The sequence below is a fragment of the Halomonas sp. ND22Bw genome (genome assembly GCF_003011945.1).
Classification (GTDB): domain Bacteria; phylum Pseudomonadota; class Gammaproteobacteria; order Pseudomonadales; family Halomonadaceae; genus Halomonas; species Halomonas halophila.
In genome coordinates this window covers 178,071-195,043 of the sequence record NZ_PXWD01000001.1, presented here as the reverse complement: position 1 = coordinate 195,043, position 16,973 = coordinate 178,071, and the positions used below count along the sequence as shown (strand labels likewise).

Below are 16,973 nucleotides of genomic sequence, written 5' to 3'. Positions count from 1 at the left end.
CGCCATTATAACGGCTGGCCCCCGTCGTCGTCCGCCCCCGACGACAGCCCGTGACGCGACTGCTGACGATGCCATTCGGCGTCCTCGGCGTGCAGGTAGCGGGCGGTGGTGTCGAGCCGCGAATGCCGGGCCGTCTCGGCCAGATAGCGCAGTTCGACGCCGGCCTGAGCCTGGTGAGTCAGCGCGGTATGGCGCAGCCAGTGCGGCGTGGCGCGCCGCAGCAGCGCGACCTCGCGGGCGCTTGCCCGGCCCTGGCGCGCCTCCAGCTCATCCGCGGCCCGGCAGAAGGCCTCGCGCATCAGCCGATAGAGCCGGTTCTCGCCCAGCCCGCGCCGGCCATCGAGCCCTCTCAGCATCGGCGTGACCTCGTCAGGCCCCGGCTCGGGCGCCAAGCCGAGCCCCGTTCGCCACTCGCCAAGCAGGCGCATCATGTCCGGTGGCACCGGGATGCTCGCCGCCTTGCCGCCCTTCCCTACCGTGTGCCACCACCATCGCCCCTCGCGGCGATGCACGTCCTGCATCTTCGCCGCCGCCATCTCGCCGATCCGCGGGGCCAGCAGGTAGGCGAAGCCGAACGCGAAGCGGCGTCGCTCGTGCTCGAAGCGCGCACGCGGCGCGGCATCCTCGTCCGGCGCCTCGTTCAGCCACCGCCATAACCAGTCCCACAGCGGCTTCTCCAGGTAGCGCTCCACCCTGCCCTGGCGATTGTCCAGCCGGCGGCGCTTGTCGCGCATCAGCCGGAACGGGTTGTGCCCGACCCAGCCCGCCTCCACCAGCCAGGCGAACAGCCCCTGCAGGATCACCAGGCACTGCCGGCGGCTGGCCGGCGACAGCGGGCCGCGAAACGGCCGCCAGCGCGGGTCGTGGCGCGGCCGGGTCGGCCCGGCCCAGCGCTCGCGGGGCTGCGGATCGGCCAGGAAGGCCTCGAAGGCGTCCAGATGATCGCGGCGCACTTCGGAAAGCGCGAGCTCCTGTTCGGCCAGCCACAGCAGCAGCCGCTCCGCCTCGCGCCGATAGGCCCGCTGGGTGTTGGGGCTGGCGCGATACTCGCCGAGCCACTGGGCCACCGCCTCGGCATCACTGGTCGCGGCGATATGGGCGTGTCCGGCGGCCGGAGCCACCGTCGATGTCGTCGACGGCTCGTCCCGACTCACTACATCGCCCATCGCCTCGTTCAGCGCCGCCACCCGGGCGATCAGCGCGCCCGGCTTCTCGCCATCCCTTTCCACGGCCGTTTACACCTCCCTCGTGGCTATTGTGTCGCAGCGGGCGGGCGACCGAGCCAGACGCCCGACCACCCTTCCCGCCAGCTTTCATCCGCATTTCGCCCTTTGAATTCAATCGTCTGCTCCACCCGGCCGCAGTATCGGCGTTACATCACAAACAATCAAGATAAGCCGCGTAATCTTGATTTTATGCGCTATTCAATAACGTAAATTACGTATTACGTTTAATGTAATTATCTTTATCCCGACACCCGGAACGGGTATAGTGCGACCTGAAAGCCCCGACGGGCGGACTCATGAGACGAGGAGAACGGCATGGCACGCAGCGGCGTACGCTTCGAAGACGTGCAGCGGGCGATCGACGAGCTGATGGCCGCCGGGCAGGCGCCCAGCGTGCAGCGGATTCGCGAGACGCTCGGCACCGGCAGCTTCACCACCATCAGCGAGCATCTGCGCGAATGGCGCAAGCGTCGCGAGGAGAACCGCGACGTGCCGCCGCCCCGCGGCATGCCGGCCCCGCTCCAGGAGCTCGCCGAGTCGCTGTGGCAGCAGGCCCAGGACGCCGCCAACGAGGCCCTGGCCCACTACCGCCGCGAGGCCGACGACAAGGTCGCCGAGGCGCAGCAGGCCGTGGCCGCCGCCGAGCGCCGCGCAGAGGACGCCGAACAGCGTGAGAGCGCCCTGTCGTCCCACCTGACCCACAGTGAGGAGCGCCTCAACGCGCGGACCGCCGAGCTCAGCCGGCTACAGGCAGAGCACGACACCCTGCAGGCCGAGGCCGCTCGCCAGCGCGAGGCCCGCGGCCGGCTGGAGGCACGCCTGGACGAACTGCAGAGCGAGCTGGAACGCCAGGCCCAGGCTCACCGTCAGGCGCAGGAAGAGCTGGAAGCCGCGCACCAGGCGCGGCTCACCCAGGAGGAGCAGCGCCACGAGGCTGCCGAGGCGAGGCTGATGGGGCTGCTCGACGAGGCCCGTCAGGAACGCCAGGCCGCCGAGAAGACCCATGCCACGCGACACGAGCGGCTGGAGAAGCGCCTGGAGGGCGCCAAGGCGGAGCAGCAGGCGCTGCAGGATGCCCTCAAGGAGGAAGAGAAGAAGCGTCGCGCCGAGGAGCAGGCGCGGCGCGATGCCGAAACCGCCCGGTCCGGCCTCGACGAGGAACGCACCCGCCTGGGCGCCCGACTGAAGGACGCCCAGGCGGCCCTCGCCAGCCGCCAGGCCCGCGTGGAAGCCCTGGAGCAGCAGCTCGAGGCGCGACTGTGGTCATCGCTGGAGAAGATGCAGGAAAGCCAGGCCCGGCTTGAGGCCGCGGCCGAAAACGCCTCGGGCCCCGACGATGCGGGGCCCGAGAAACAGGACAGCCAGGACTAGGTCACGACTTGGCCGGCGCGTCGTCGGCGCCGGCCATCGCCACTGACCTGGCCCTATTGATAGTAGGCGTTGGTGGTGTCCGAGTGGTCGGTCACGTCACGGATGCCGGCCAGCTCGGGAATGCGCTCCATCAGGGTCTTCTCGACGCCTTCCTTGAGAGTCAGGTCGACTGCGGCGCAGCCCTGGCAGCCGCCTCCGAAGGCCAGCACGGCCACCTGCTCGTCGGTCAGCTCGACCAGCTTGATCTCGCCGCCGTGGGCCGCGAGCCCCGGGTTGATCTCGCTGTAGAGCACGTAGTTGACGCGATCCGCCAGCGGGCTGTCTTCGTTGACCTTGGGCATCTTGGCATTGGGCGCCTTGATGGTCAGCTGGCCGCCCATGCGGTCGGCGTTGAAGTCGACCACCGCTTCCTCGAGAAAGGCGATGCTGTTCTTGTCGAGGTAGACGACGATCTTGTCGAGCTCCAGACGCTCGTCCGTCGGCTCTTCCTCACCGGGGCGGCAGTACGCCAGGCAGGTCTCGGCATAGGGCGTGCCCGGCTGGGTGATGAAGATGCGCACGGCGATACCCTCGACGTTCTGCTTGGCCAGCAGTTCGGCAAGGTAATCCTGGGCGCTGTCGGTGATCTGAATGCTCTCGCTCATTGCTCTCTCGCTGGTCGAGCCCGGCACGGCCGAGCCGGGATGAGGGTCTGCCTCTATGGTAAGCGACTGCCCGAACCCTGACAATCCCGACTGCCGCACTGGGTTATACCCCAAGCGGCTGCATGAAAACCGGTCACGCACGACATGAAGGACGCTCTCGTCGCGACCCTGCCGCGGGACGTCGGCTTTTGCTAAGATGCGGCGTTTGTCCGGCCTCGCGCCGATCCGTGACGAGCGCTACACCTCATAATTATGCGCCGCTGTCGCGCCCCGATGCCCTTATCGCTGGAGATAGACTCGACCCATGGCCGCCGTTCCGACTCCCCTGACCGCTTCGCTGACCGACAGTCTTCGCCACCGTATCCTGATGCTCGACGGCGGCATGGGCACCATGCTGCAGAATGCCGCGCTGTCGGAGGAAGAGTTCCGCGGGGAGCGCTTCGCCGACTGGCCCACCGATCTGAAGGGCAACAACGACCTGCTGGCGCTGACCTGCCCGGACCTGGTGACGCGCATCCACCGCGACTATCTGGAAGCCGGCGCCGACATCGTCGAGACCAACACCTTCAACAGCACCCGCCTGTCCCAGGCCGACTACGGCATGGAAGACCTGGTCGCCGAGCTCAACCGCGAGTCGGCCCGCCTGGCCCGCGCGGTCTGCGACGGCGTGGCCAAGGAAACCGGCGTGCCGCGCTATGTGGCCGGCGTGCTGGGCCCGACCTCGCGCACCGCCTCGCTGTCGCCGGACGTCAACGACCCGGCCAAGCGCAACGTCACCTTCGACGAGCTGCGCGAGAACTATCGCGAGGCCGCCGAGGCGCTGATCGAGGGCGGCAGCGACCTGATCCTGATCGAGACCATCTTCGACACCCTGAACGCCAAGGCCGCCATCTACGCCCTGGAAGAGCTGTTCGAGGATCGCGGCGAGCGGCTGCCGGTGATGATCTCCGGCACCATCACCGACGCTTCCGGCCGCACCCTGTCGGGCCAGACCACCGAGGCGTTCTGGAATTCGGTGCGTCACGCCAAGCCGATTTCCGTGGGCCTGAACTGCGCGCTGGGCGCCGAGGAGCTGCGCCCCTACCTGCAGGAGCTCTCCGACAAGGCCGACACCTTCGTCTCGGCGCACCCCAACGCCGGGCTGCCCAACGAGTTCGGCGAGTACGACCAGACGCCGGAGGAGATGGCCGCCATCGTCGCCGACTTCGCCGCCAGCGGCCTGGTCAACATCATCGGCGGCTGCTGCGGCTCCACCCCCGAGCACATCGCCGCCATCCACCGGGCGATCCGCGACACCGCGCCCCGTGAAGTGCCCGAGCGCGCGCTGGCCTGCCGGCTGTCCGGTCTCGAGCCGTTCAACATCGCCCACGACTCGCTGTTCGTGAACGTCGGCGAGCGCACCAACGTCACCGGCTCGGCGCGCTTCAAGCGCCTGATCAAGGAAGAGGACTACACCACCGCCCTGGAGGTGGCCCTGGAGCAGGTCGAGAACGGCGCCCAGGTCATCGACGTCAACATGGACGAGGGCATGCTGGAGTCCCAGGAAGCCATGGTGCGCTTCCTCAACCTGATCGCCGGCGAGCCCGACATCGCCCGGGTGCCGATCATGGTCGACTCCTCCAAGTGGGAGATCGTCGAGGCCGGCCTCAAGTGCATCCAGGGCAAGGCGGTGGTCAACTCGATCTCGCTGAAGGAAGGCGAGGACATCTTCCGCGAGCAGGCCACCCGCTGCATGCGCTACGGCGCCGCCATCGTGGTGATGGCCTTCGACGAGGAAGGCCAGGCCGACACCTTCGCGCGCAAGACCGAGATCTGCCAGCGCGCCTATCGCCTGCTGGTCGACGAGATCGGTTTCCCCGCCGAAGACATCATCTTCGACCCCAACATCTTCGCCATTGCCACCGGCATCGAGGAGCACGACAACTACGCCGTCGACTTCATCGAGGCCACCCGCTGGATCCGCGAGCACCTGCCCCACGCCATGGTCTCCGGCGGGGTGTCGAACGTGTCGTTCTCGTTCCGCGGCAACAACCCGGTGCGCGAGGCGATCCACTCGGTGTTCCTCTACCATGCCATCCGCGCCGGGCTGACCATGGGCATCGTCAACGCCGGCCAGCTGGCGGTCTACGACGACCTGCCCGAGGCGCTGCGCGAGGCGGTCGAGGACGTGGTGCTCAACCGCCGCAGCGACAGCACCGAGCGGCTCTTGGAGATCGCCGACGAGTACAAGGGCGACGGCTCCGGCGGCGCCAAGAAGGAAGACCTCGAGTGGCGCAGCTGGGAGGTCGAGAAGCGCATCGAGCACGCCCTGGTCAAGGGCATCACCGCCTACATCGAGGAAGACACCGAGCTCGCCCGCCAGCGCGCCACGCGCCCGATCGAGGTGATCGAAGGGCCGCTGATGGACGGCATGAACGTGGTCGGCGACCTGTTCGGCGCCGGCAAGATGTTCCTGCCCCAGGTGGTCAAGTCGGCGCGGGTCATGAAGCAGGCCGTGGCCTACCTGATCCCCTACATCGAGGCCGAGAAGAGCGCCGACACCCAGGCCAAGGGCAAGATCGTCATGGCCACGGTCAAGGGCGACGTCCACGACATCGGCAAGAACATCGTCGGCGTGGTCCTGCAGTGCAACAACTACGAGGTCATCGACCTCGGCGTGATGGTGCCGGCGGAGAAGATCCTGCAGACGGCCAGGGAAGAGAATGCCGACATCATCGGCCTCTCCGGCCTGATCACGCCGTCGCTGGACGAGATGGTCCACGTGGCCAAGGAGATGCAGCGCCAGGGCTTCGACACCCCGCTGCTGATCGGCGGTGCCACTACCTCCAAGGCCCACACCGCGGTCAAGATCGAGCCGGGCTACGAGCATCCGGTGATCTACGTCACCGACGCCTCGCGGGCCGTGGGCGTGGCCGGCAAGCTGCTGTCGCCGGCGCTCAAGCCCGAGTACGTGGCCGAGATCCGCGCCGAGTACGAGGTCGTGCGCGAGCGCAACGCCAAGCGTCGGCCCAAGGCGGCCGACCTCAGCTACGCCGAGGCCCGTGCGCGCAAGCCGGTCCTCGACTGGGACGGCTACACGCCGCCGGCGCCCGGCTTCACCGGCCTCAAGGTGTTCGAGGACTACGACCTCAACGAGCTGGTCGAGCGCATCGACTGGACGCCGTTCTTCATGAGCTGGGAGCTGGCCGGCAAGTACCCGAAGATCCTCGACGACGAGGTGGTCGGCGAAGCGGCCCGCAGCCTGTTCGCCGACGCCCAGGCGATGTTGACCAAGCTGATCGACGAGGGGCTCATCCACGCCCGCGGCGTGATCGGCCAGTGGCCGGCCAACGTCGTCGATGACGACGTCATCGAGGTCTACGCCGACGAGTCCCGCGGCGAAGTGATCGAGCGGCTGCACCACATCCGCCAGCAGACCACCAAGAACCGCGAGGGCGTCTGCTACAGTCTGGCCGACTTCATCGCGCCGAAGGATGCCGACAAGCCGGACTGGATCGGCGGCTTCGCCGTCACCACCGGCCATGGCGTCGAGGAGCTCGCCAATCGCTACAAGGCCGCCGGCGACGACTACAACGCCATCATGGTCCAGGCGCTGGCCGACCGCCTCGCCGAGGCCTTCGCCGAGCGCATGCACGAGCGGGTGCGCAAGGAGTTCTGGGGCTACGCCGCCGACGAGACCCTCGACAACGAGGCGCTGATCGCCGAGAAGTACCAGGGCATCCGCCCGGCCCCGGGCTATCCGGCCTGCCCCGACCACACCGAGAAGGCGACCCTCTTCCGGCTGCTCGAGGCCGAGGCCAACGCCGGCCTCGAGCTCACCGACAGCTTCGCCATGTGGCCCGCCGCCGCGGTGTCCGGCTGGTACTTCGCCCACCCGCAGTCGAAGTACTTCTCGACCGGCAAGATCACCCGCGACCAGGTCGAGGCGCTGGCCGAGCGCAAGGGCATGACGCTGGCCGAGATGGAGCGTTGGCTGTCGCCGGTGCTTTCCTACGACCCCAGCTGATGGTCGTCTCGCTCGCTCCGGGCCCGCTCAGCGGGCCCGGTTTCGTCATTCCTGGAAGTCGGCATGCTGCCTGAACCCTCTCGTCGTCAGACCATTCTCCTCCTCGTCCAGTCGATCCATGGAGGCCGGCATGCTGCCTGAGACCTCCAGACGCCAGACCATTCTGCGCCTCGCCCTGCCGATCATCGGTGGCATGCTCACCCAGAGCCTGCTCAACCTCGTTGATGCCGCCCTGGTGGGCGCGCTCGGCGAGGTGCCGTTGGCCGCGGTGGGCATCGGCGGCTACGCCATCTTCCTGATCACCGCCGTGGTCTTCGGGCTGTCGTCGGCGGTACAGGCCCAGGCATCGCGCCGCCACGGCGAGCAGGACTGGGCGCGTCGCGCCGTGTCGCTCAACGCAGGCCTGCTGATCGCGCTGGCCGTGGCCGGCCCGCTGACCCTGCTGTGCCTGTGGCAGGCGCCGGCGTTGCTGGCGCTGATCAATCAGGACCCGGCGGTGAACGCCGAGGCGGCCGGCTACTTCCAGTGGCGTGTCGCGTCGCTGGTGCCGGTGGCGATGATCTTCTGCTTTCGCGGCTACTGGAACGGCATCCAGCAGACCGGCCTCTATCTGCGTATCATCCTGGCCATGCACCTGATCAACGTGGTGGCGAGCGTGGGACTGATCTTCGGCCTGGCCGGCCTGCCCGCCATGGGCAGTGCCGGGGCCGGTGCCGGAACCACGCTGTCGCTGTTCGCCGGCCTCGGCCTGTGGGCATGGCACAGCCTGCGTCACGCGCGCTCGAGCGGCTTCTTGACGCGCCGCCCCTGCGCCGGCACCTTCACCACCACGCTGCGCCTGACCGTGCCACACTCCTTCCAGCAGATCTGGTTCGCCGCCGGCTATGCGGTGCTGTTCTGGATACTCGGACGGATCGACACCGCCAGCGTGGCGGTCGGGCACGTGCTGGTGAACCTGTCGCTGCTGCTGATCCTGCCCGGCGTGGGGCTGGGCATGGCGGCGATGAGCCTGGTCGGCGAGTCGCTGGGGCGCCACGACCATCGCGACGCGCACCGCTGGGGCTGGGACGTGGTGCGCCTGGCCTTTCCCTGCCTGGCGCTGATCGCCCTGCCGATGGTGGTGCTGCCCGACGCCGTGCTGGGGCTGTTCCTGCACGACCAGGCGCTGATCGCGCTGGGCCGTTTGCCGCTGCAGCTCACGGCGGCGATGATCGTGCTCGACGCCGCGGCCCTGGTCTTTGCCCAGGCGCTGCTCGGCGCCGGCGCCCAGCGTACGGTGATGACCCTCACCCTGACGCTACAATGGATGATATTCCTGCCGCTGGCCTGGTGGGTCGGCGTGCATCAGGAGGCCGGGCTGCTCGGTATCTGGTGGGTCCAGCTCGGCTATCGCTGCCTCAACTCTCTCGGTTTCATGCTGATCTGGCAGCACCGGGGTTGGCAGCGGCTTGCGGTATGAGCGAAAAGTGCCGATGAACAGGCCCAGCACTCATTCCGTTTCGAATATAAACTATGAAGATTTATTCTTTTATAGAATAATTGCGACCCGTTAAGGTAGTCGCCAAGCTTCGCCACTTCCCCGTTTCAGGTAAGCGCTGAATGTATCGCTACGACACCCATGATCAGACCCTGGTCGACGAACGCGTCGCCCAGTTCCGCGACCAGATGCGTCGCTACCTCGAGGGCAAGATCAGCGACGAGGAATTCCTGCCGCTGCGCGTGCAGAACGGCCTCTATGTGCAGCGCTATGCGCCCATGCTGCGTATCGCCATTCCCTACGGCATGCTGGCCGCCTACCAGCTGCGCAAGCTGGGCGAGATCGCCGCACGCTACGACCGCGGCTACGGCCACTTCACCACGCGTACCAACCTGCAGCTGAACTGGCCCAAGATGGAGGACGTGCCGGACATCCTCGCCGACCTGGCCAGCGTGCAGATGCACGCCATCCAGACCAGCGGCAACGATATCCGCAACACCTCCACCGATCAGTTCTCCGGCATCGCCGCCGACGAGCAGGTCGACCCGCGCCCGTGGTGCGAACTGATCCGTCAGTGGTCCACCTTCCACCCCGAGTTCGCCTACCTGCCGCGCAAGTTCAAGATCGCGGTGACCGGCGCCGAGGAGGATCGCGCGGCGATCCAGGTCCATGACGTGGGCCTGCGCTTCTGGCGCGACGACGCCGGCGAGGTGCGGGTCAAGGTGCTGGCCGGTGGCGGCCTGGGTCGTACCCCGATGATCGGTAACACGGTCTGCGAGGACCTGCCCTGGCAGCACCTGCTGACCTACCTCGAGGCGATCCTGCGGGTCTACAACCAGTTCGGCCGCCGCGACAACAAGTTCAAGGCGCGCATCAAGATCCTGGTCAAGGCACTCGGCATCGACGAATTCCGTCGCCGCGTCGAGGAAGAGTGGGCACACCTCAAGGACGGCCCCCAGACCCTCACCGACGAGGCCGTGGCGGCCGTGGCCGATCACTTCGTCGACCCCGAACGTCGCGAGATCGGCACCGAGGCGATCGAGGCCTACGAGACCCTGCGCGCCGAGAACCGTGCCTTCGGTCGCTTCGTGACCAACAACGTCACCGACCACAAGATCCCCGGCTACAAGGCCGTGACCCTGTCGCTGAAGCGCCGCGAGCATTCGCCGGGCGACGTCACCTCCGAGCAGATGGCCGCCATCGCCGACCTGGCCGACGAATTCAGCTACGGCGAACTGCGCGTGACCCACGAGCAGAACCTGGTGCTCACCGACGTGGCCGTGGACCGCATCGAAGAACTCTGGCAGCGCCTCGACGAGCTCGGCCTGGCCAACCCCACCGTGGGCACCCTGGCCGATCTGATCTGCTGCCCCGGCGGCGACTACTGCAGTCTGGCCAACGCCAAGTCGATCCCGGTGGCTCAGTCCATTCAGGAGCGCTTCGAGGACTTGGATTTCCTCTACGACCTCGGCCCGCTGGAGCTCAACATTTCCGGCTGCATGAACGCCTGCGGCCACCACCACGTCGGCCACATCGGCATCCTCGGCGTCGACAAGAAGGGCGAGGAGTACTATCAGATCTCGCTGGGCGGCAGCCAGGGCAACGAGTCCTCGCTCGGCAAGATCCTCGGCCCCTCCTTCTACCGCGAGGACGTGCCGAGCGTGATCGACAAGCTGCTGCAGGTCTATGTCGGCGAGCGCACCCCCGACGAGACCTTCCTCGACACCTATCGCCGCATCGGCCTCAAACCCTTCAAGGAGCGTGTCTATGCCTGAGCAGACCTCTCGCCCCCTGATCGCCGACCGCCGCGTCGTGACCGATGAGTGGGTCCTCTGCGAGGACGCCACCCAGCGCCCCGAGGGCCAGCCGGCCCTGCTGCCGCTGGCCGACTGGCAGGCCTCCAGCAAGGGCGACGACGTCGCCCCCTGGCTGCCCAGCGACACCGAGATGACCGACGCCCTGGCGCGTGAGCTCGACGCCGCGCCGCTGGTGGCCATCGACTTCCCGAAGTTCACCGACGGCCGCGGTTACAGCATTGCCCGGCTGCTGCGCGAGCGGCACGGCTACCAGGGCCAGATCCGCGCCATCGGCGACGTGCTGATCGACCAGCTGTTCTACATGTCGCGCTGCGGTTTCGACGCCTTCTCGCTGCGCGAGGATCAGATCGTCGAGGATGCCCTCAACGCCCTGAGCACCTTCAGCCGCAGCTACCAGCCCGGTACCGACGACCCGGAACCACTGTTCCGCCGTCGCCTGCGCGAGGCCCACAAGGGCGAAGTCGCCTGACGGATCGCCTCGCCAGAACGCACGAAGCCGGCCCTGGGGCCGGCTTCGTCGTTTCTGGTCATCTGAATCGGCGCTGGCCAGGGTCAGCCCCCACCCAGGCCACCATGGTTGTCGTTACGCGGGCTGATGTTTTACGCCGTAAGCCGAGCGCAGTCACTTCCGGCATCAACCCCGGCGCTTCTGCTGGCGCTCCCGGTTGGCCGCCCTCGCCCGTTCGCTCTTGCGCAGCATCACCCAGGTGGCGCCCAGGCCGCCGTCGGCCTGGCTCGCCGAGGCGAAGGCCTGGACCTCATCAAAGGCCGGCAGCCACTTGGCCAGGTAGGAGCGCAGCACGTTGGCAGGGCTGTCGATCTCGCGCCCGCGACCGTGGACGATCATCACCGAGCGCAGGTCGTGCTCCACGGCTTCACGCAGGAAGGCCGGCAGCGCCTGGCGAGCCTCCTCTACCGGGCGGCGCAGCAGGTGCAGGCTCGCCTGCATCGGGTAGCCACCCTGGCGCAGGCGCTCCGCCACCCCGCGCTGGATGCCGTCGCGACGGAAATCGAGCGGATCGAAGGGCGGCACCAGATCGACGAAGTCGTCGGAGAGGATATCGCGGCCCGCGCCGTCACCGGCCGCGCTTTCTCGCTTGGCGAGCTGCGCCTCGGTGGGCACGCGGCGGGTCTGGCCGGTATGCGCCCGGCCCTGGCCGCGCGACAGGGGTTTCACATCGCCCATCAGGGCCTGGAAATCGGCATCGTCGTGAAGGTCCGTCATGGCACACCTCCTGGCCAGCTGAGTAGAACGCTCATCCTAGCAAATGGCTCAGTGCCATCGCATGTCGAGATGACGCCGTAATATCCGCTATAGAGGATATTGTGCTAATATCCTCTATAGCGGATAAACGTCTTTTTATCCTCTACAGGGGATACCATGAAGATCACCTCACCCGAGATGCTCGCGCACTCGCTGAAGAACGCGCGCAAGCGCCGCCAGCTGACGCAGCAGGCCACCGCCGAGCAGATCGGCATCAAGCAGGCGACCGTCTCCGGCTTCGAGCACCACCCGGAGCGCAGCCGGCTCGAGACGCTGTTCAAGCTGCTGTCGGCCCTCGAGCTGGAGCTTCACGTCACCGAACGCGACAGCACCGAGGAATCGGCAAGCCCCGAGGCGGGCTGGGACCAGGAGTGGTAGGCCATGGCGAATCTCACCGTCGCGATGAACGGCATCGAGGTCGGCACCCTGAGCCTGGCGCGCTCCGGCGCCATGGCCTTCCAGTACCGTCGTGAATGGATCGACCGCCCCGGCGCCCGGGCCGTCTCGCTCTCGCTGCCGCTCTCCACGGCGGCGTACCGCGGCGAGCGAGTCTACAACTTCTTCGACAACCTGCTGCCGGACTCGGAGGCGATCCGCGCCCGCATGCAGGCCCGCTTCCAAGTGCCGACGCGCCACCCCTTCGACCTGCTGGCGAGCATCGGCCGAGACTGCGTCGGCGCCATCCAGCTCACCCCCGAGAATGCCCCGAGTGGCGACGTCCACGACGTCACCGCCGAGCCGCTCGATGATCACGCCATCGAGGCGCTGCTGTCCGGCTACCAGGATGCTCCGCTGGGCATGGCCGAGGGCCAGGATTTTCGCATCTCGCTGGCCGGCGCCCAGGAAAAGACGGCGCTACTCTGGCATCAGGGCCGCTGGCAGCGCCCCACCGGCAGCACGCCCACCAGTCACATCTTCAAGCTGCCGATCGGCTTTCTCGAACACAGCAACATCGATCTGCGCCAGAGCAACGCCAACGAGTGGCTGTGCCTGCGCCTGCTGGAGGCCTTCGGCCTGCCGGCGGCGAAGACCGCGCTCGCCCGCTTCGGCGACCAGGAGGTGCTGGTAGTCGAACGCTTCGACCGCCGCTGGTCGCGGGACGGGTCCTGGCTCATGCGCCTGCCCCAGGAAGACTTCTGCCAGGCGCTGGGAATTGCCCCGGCGCTCAAGTACGAGAGCGACGGCGGCCCGGGAATCGCCCATGCCATGCGCCTGCTGCGCGGCTCCCAGCAGGCCGGCGTGGACCGGAAGCGCTTCTTCAAGGCCCAGATCCTGTTCTGGCTGCTGGCCGCCATCGACGGGCATGCCAAGAACTTCAGCCTGTTCCTCGAGCCGGGAAGCGCCTATCGCATGACGCCGATGTATGACGTCATCTCGGCCTACCCGCTCATGCGCCAGGGCAGCATGGCCGCCGAGCGCGCCAAGATGGCCATGGCCCTGAAGGGCAAGCATCGCCACTACCGCTGGTCGCGGATGGCGCCCCGGCACTTCATCGCCACCGCCGAGCAGGTCGATTATTCGCCCGAACGCGTCACCGCGCTGATGGAGGAGATCGCCGGCTCCGCCGAGCGGATCGTCGGTGACCTCGCCGCCGACCTGCCCGCCGACTTCCCGGCGGCGACCAGCGACCCCATCCTCGAAGGCGTCCTCCAGCAGGCATCGAGATTGGCGGACTTCCTGGCCTGAGTCGCGACGCCCCGCCGTGCTGTTGCGCCGGTGGCGGCTATGGCAGCATGGCCCCCGTTCTGCCGCCCCGGAGTCTCCCCATGCCCTCCCCGCGCCTGCTGATCGGTCTGCCGCTGCTCGCCACCCCGCTGGCGATCGCCGCCTGGCTGTGGCTGACGATGCTCAGCCCCTGGACCTACGAGCGCCCCGAACATCTGGCGCCCATCGGCGAGGGCCCGCATGCGCTGTTCGTCTACGGCACCCTGACCCATGCGCCGATACGCTGGTTGGTCTATGGCCGCGCGGGCGATCCCGAGCCCGCCTCACTGCCGGGATACCGGCGCACCGGACTGGATCTGAAAGCCTGTGCCGACTGCGCGGTGGCAGGCCTGGCGCTGACGGTCAGCGCCGAGGAGCTGGCCCGCCTCGACCGTTACGAGCGGCTCGGCATACGCTACCGGCGGGTCCGGGCCGAGCTATCCGACGGCAGCACCGCCTGGGTCTACCGTCGACTGCCTGACGTCGACTGATCTCGGGTCTTTCGCGAGTCTTAGGGTGGCTTCTGAGGAATAGATAACGGTATAAATTCTTGGCGCGTGTCGCCTTCGTATTTCCTCCAACGGCACGATGCCGCACTATCGAGACGAGAGGACGCGACACGGAGGCATCGCCATGGACGCCGGAATCACCCTGCTCGACATGTTCACTCGCCTGGGCGTGGCCGCCGGCCTGGCACTGGTGCTGGGACTCGAACGCGAGCTACGCGGCAAGCCGGCCGGGCTGCGCTCCCACATGCTGGTGGCGCTGGGCGCCGCCTCCTTCCTGATCGTCGGCCTCGAGATCCTGTACGCCACCGCCGAGGGCGACCCCTCCGCCCGCATCGATCCGACCCGCATCGTCGAGGGCGTGATCGGCGGCATCGGCTTCCTCGGCGCCGGCAGCATCATCCGCAGCGGTACCAGCGTCCAGGGCATCACCACCGGCGCCTCCATCTGGCTGGCCGGCGCCATCGGCATCGCGGCCGGGGTGCGCAACTTCCCGCTGGCGGGCATGGTCACCCTGATGGCGCTGGTGATCATGGTGGTGCTGGGCGGCATCGAGCGCACCTTGCCGCACAACCGCCGACGCGGCGGCGACTGATCCGGGCCGGCAGTTGTGACGGCATTCGGCCGCGGCCTACAATGGCTGCGTTTCTGCCCTGCGATACGACGTTTCGGACAACACCAAGGACCCTCGCCCATGATCACCCTGCTGCATAACCCGCGCTGCTCGAAGTCGCGCCAGGCCCTGGCGCTGCTGGAAGAGCGTGGCGTCGCCGTTCAGGTTCGGCGCTACCTGGACGACCCGCTCGACGGCGCCGAACTGCGCGCGCTGATGGCGCGCGTGACGGCCGAGCCGCGGGAACTGGTGCGTACCGGCGAGGCCGAGTGGAAGGCGCTGGAAGCGGATCGTGACGACTCCGAACAGGTGATCGAGGCCATCGTCGCTCATCCCAAAATCCTGCAGCGCCCCATCGCCGACGACGGCCAGCGGGCGATCATCGGCCGTCCGCCGGAAGACATCCTCGCCCTGCTCGACTGACACTCTTTCCTCCCCGGTATCAGGAAGCTCCATGTCCGCCCTGCCCTATGTGCTGATCCTCTACTATTCCCGCTCCGGTGCGACCCGCGCCATGGCCGAGCGCCTGGCCGCCGGCGTCGAGTCCTGTCGCGGCATCGAGGCGCGACTGCGCACCGTGCCCCCGGTGTCGCCCACCTGCGAGGCGGTCGATCCCGAGATCCCCGCCGAGGGCGCCATCTACGCCGAGCTCGATGACCTGCGTCACTGTGCCGGCCTGGCGCTGGGCAGCCCCACGCGCTTCGGCAACATGGCCGCGCCGCTCAAGCACTTCGTCGACACCACCAGCGAACTGTGGCTGGGCGGCGCCCTGGTGGACAAGCCCGCCACCGCCTTCACCTCCACCGCGAGCCTCCACGGCGGCCAGGAGACCACCCTGATCTCGATGCTGCTGCCGCTGCTGCACCACGGCATGGTCTACGCCGGCCTGCCCTACAGCGAGACCGAGCTGACCGAGACCCGGAGCGGCGGCACGCCCTACGGCGCCAGCCATCTGGCCGGCAAGCGCAGCGACCGTCCCCTCGACGAGACCGAGCGCCAGCTCGCCTACGCCCAGGGCAGGCGCCTGGCACGGCTGGCCCTGGCGCTCGAGGGTGTGGGGGATCGCTCATGAGGCGCTGGCTGGAAGACCTGGAAACCCGCCAGGGGCTCGACCAACTGACCGCGCGGTCGCGGCAGCTGGTCATCGGCAGCTACGTGGTGCTGCTGGCCCTGATGCTGTATCGCGGCGTGGCGATCCAGAGCGACGGCAGCAACGTCGGCCCGCTGGTGGCCTTCGTGCTGCCGCTGGTGCTGTTCCTGCCGTCGATCCTCGCCCGGCGGGCCCGCGGCCACGCCTGGCTCGCCTTCGTCAGCCTGCTCTACTTCGCCCAGGGCGTGATGGTGGCCTCGCTGCCCGGCGAAATGCTGCGCGGCGGGCTCGAGGCGCTGGTCTCGCTGTCGCTGTTCACCGGCTGCACGGGCTATGCCCGCTTCCGCAGCCGCCAGCTCAAGGCCCGGCAGTAAACCGACCGCCCGAGCGGCTGGAACCGCCTCTTGCGAGGCGGTTCACGCTCTCCTGTCCTGGCTGCCACCCCCGTGGCAGCGATGATCCAGCTCAATGGAATCCCGCCCACATGGCGTATGATAGCCATGGTCGACCCGTCCGCCTGCCCAGAGTCGACGGCACGAGGTTGAGCTTGGCGCGGCAAGCGGCGACCATGGGGGCACATTCGAGGAGAACACCATGACACGTGATATCGCCGATATCCGGCGCGACTACGAGGGCGGCCGCCTGGACGAGGCCCAGCTGCCCGAGCAGCCCATGCCGCTGTTCGAAGAATGGATGGCCCTGGCGCTGGACGCCGAAACCCAGGACGCCAACGCCATGACCCTGGCCACGGTGGACAGCCAGGGCCTGCCCCACGCCCGGGTGGTGCTGCTCAAGGGCGCCGACGAGCAGGGGTTCCAGTTCTTCAGCAACTACCACAGCCACAAGGGCAGCGAGCTCGCCAACGTTCCCCATGCCGCGCTGGTGTTCTGGTGGCCGTCGCTGGCCCGCCAGGTTCGCGTGGAAGGCGCCGTCGAACAGGTCAGCGAACAGGAATCCGATGCCTACTTCGCCCGCCGCCCCCGCGCCAGCCAACTGGGCGCCTGGGTCGCCACCCAGAGCGTGGTGATTCCCGGCCGTCAGTGGCTCCAGGAGCGTGAGACCCGCTTCGAGCAGGCCTACGAGGGACAGGACATTCCGCGCCCGGTGCACTGGGGCGGCTATCGCCTGATTCCCGAGATGATCGAGTTCTGGCAGGGACAGCCCAGCCGTCTGCACGACCGCATCCGCTTCGAGCGCCGCGACGATCGCTGGCATCGCTTCCGCCTGGCGCCCTGAAGGCCGCCGAACCGGTGCC

At 68.0% G+C, this 16,973-nt stretch carries 16 protein-coding genes; 13 read left to right on the top strand and 3 right to left on the bottom strand.

Features of this window, described 5'->3' with window-relative positions; genetic code table 11:
• Window positions 1-5: 5 nt before the first annotated feature.
• Entirely contained in the window at window positions 6-1,178 is a 1,173-nt protein-coding gene (locus CVH10_RS00895) for a site-specific integrase (protein ID WP_106487759.1), read from the bottom strand.
• Window positions 1,179-1,541: 363 nt separating this feature from the next.
• On the opposite strand from CVH10_RS00895, the gene CVH10_RS00890 reads away from it, so the two are divergent.
• Window positions 1,542-2,597 carry a DNA-binding protein gene (locus tag CVH10_RS00890; RefSeq protein ID WP_106487560.1) on the top strand — a complete coding sequence of 352 codons (1,056 nt, stop codon included), beginning with the start codon at window positions 1,542-1,544 and terminating at the stop codon, window positions 2,595-2,597.
• Window positions 2,598-2,650: 53 nt separating this feature from the next.
• Here the strand turns inward: CVH10_RS00890 and nfuA are convergent, their stop codons facing one another.
• A complete protein-coding gene (gene nfuA / locus CVH10_RS00885; protein WP_035593239.1) occupies window positions 2,651-3,241 on the bottom strand; it encodes a Fe-S biogenesis protein NfuA in 591 nt (196 codons plus the stop codon).
• 304 nt (window positions 3,242-3,545) lie between these two features.
• Here nfuA and metH point away from each other — a divergent pair, with 304 nt between their 5' ends.
• From metH to CVH10_RS00865, 4 genes are all read left to right on the top strand, one after another.
• A complete protein-coding gene (gene metH, locus CVH10_RS00880) occupies window positions 3,546-7,247 on the top strand; it encodes a methionine synthase (protein ID WP_106487559.1) in 3,702 nt (1,233 codons plus the stop codon).
• A gap of 130 nt (window positions 7,248-7,377) precedes the next feature.
• On the top strand, window positions 7,378-8,706 hold the full coding sequence (locus CVH10_RS00875; RefSeq protein WP_106487558.1) for an MATE family efflux transporter: 1,329 nt from the start codon (window positions 7,378-7,380) through the stop codon (window positions 8,704-8,706).
• Window positions 8,707-8,846: 140 nt separating this feature from the next.
• Entirely contained in the window at window positions 8,847-10,499 is a 1,653-nt protein-coding gene (locus CVH10_RS00870; RefSeq protein WP_035593249.1) for a nitrite/sulfite reductase, read from the top strand.
• A complete protein-coding gene (locus CVH10_RS00865) occupies window positions 10,492-11,010 on the top strand; it encodes a DUF934 domain-containing protein (RefSeq protein WP_035593252.1) in 519 nt (172 codons plus the stop codon). Before CVH10_RS00870 ends, CVH10_RS00865 begins: the two co-directional genes overlap by 8 nt.
• 165 nt (window positions 11,011-11,175) lie before the next feature.
• On the opposite strand, the gene smrA is transcribed toward CVH10_RS00865, so the two are convergent.
• Window positions 11,176-11,766: a DNA endonuclease SmrA gene (gene smrA, locus CVH10_RS00860; RefSeq protein ID WP_035593255.1), complete on the bottom strand. Its 591-nt coding sequence runs from the start codon at window positions 11,764-11,766 to the stop codon at window positions 11,176-11,178.
• Between the two features lie 156 nt (window positions 11,767-11,922).
• Here smrA and CVH10_RS00855 point away from each other — a divergent pair, with 156 nt between their 5' ends.
• From CVH10_RS00855 to pdxH, 8 genes are all read left to right on the top strand, one after another.
• Window positions 11,923-12,183 (top strand): helix-turn-helix domain-containing protein, encoded by a 261-nt coding sequence (locus tag CVH10_RS00855; protein WP_035593258.1) that lies wholly within the window; start codon window positions 11,923-11,925, stop codon window positions 12,181-12,183.
• A gap of 3 nt (window positions 12,184-12,186) precedes the next feature.
• A complete protein-coding gene (locus tag CVH10_RS00850; RefSeq protein WP_106487557.1) occupies window positions 12,187-13,491 on the top strand; it encodes a type II toxin-antitoxin system HipA family toxin in 1,305 nt (434 codons plus the stop codon).
• Between the two features lie 80 nt (window positions 13,492-13,571).
• Window positions 13,572-14,000: a gamma-glutamylcyclotransferase family protein gene (locus CVH10_RS00845; RefSeq protein ID WP_035593264.1), complete on the top strand. Its 429-nt coding sequence runs from the start codon at window positions 13,572-13,574 to the stop codon at window positions 13,998-14,000.
• Between the two features lie 142 nt (window positions 14,001-14,142).
• Window positions 14,143-14,610 (top strand): MgtC/SapB family protein, encoded by a 468-nt coding sequence (locus CVH10_RS00840; protein ID WP_046078659.1) that lies wholly within the window; start codon window positions 14,143-14,145, stop codon window positions 14,608-14,610.
• 99 nt (window positions 14,611-14,709) lie between these two features.
• Window positions 14,710-15,051 carry an arsenate reductase (glutaredoxin) gene (gene arsC / locus CVH10_RS00835; protein WP_106487556.1) on the top strand — a complete coding sequence of 114 codons (342 nt, stop codon included), beginning with the start codon at window positions 14,710-14,712 and terminating at the stop codon, window positions 15,049-15,051.
• Between the two features lie 31 nt (window positions 15,052-15,082).
• Window positions 15,083-15,700: an NAD(P)H:quinone oxidoreductase gene (gene wrbA, locus CVH10_RS00830; protein WP_035593272.1), complete on the top strand. Its 618-nt coding sequence runs from the start codon at window positions 15,083-15,085 to the stop codon at window positions 15,698-15,700.
• Entirely contained in the window at window positions 15,697-16,092 is a 396-nt protein-coding gene (locus CVH10_RS00825; RefSeq protein ID WP_106487555.1) for a DUF2069 domain-containing protein, read from the top strand. The genes wrbA and CVH10_RS00825 overlap by 4 nt, the downstream gene beginning before the upstream one ends.
• 220 nt (window positions 16,093-16,312) lie before the next feature.
• Complete coding sequence (pdxH, locus tag CVH10_RS00820) at window positions 16,313-16,954, top strand: pyridoxamine 5'-phosphate oxidase (protein WP_035593279.1); 642 nt, start codon at window positions 16,313-16,315, stop codon at window positions 16,952-16,954.
• Window positions 16,955-16,973: the final 19 nt, after the last annotated feature.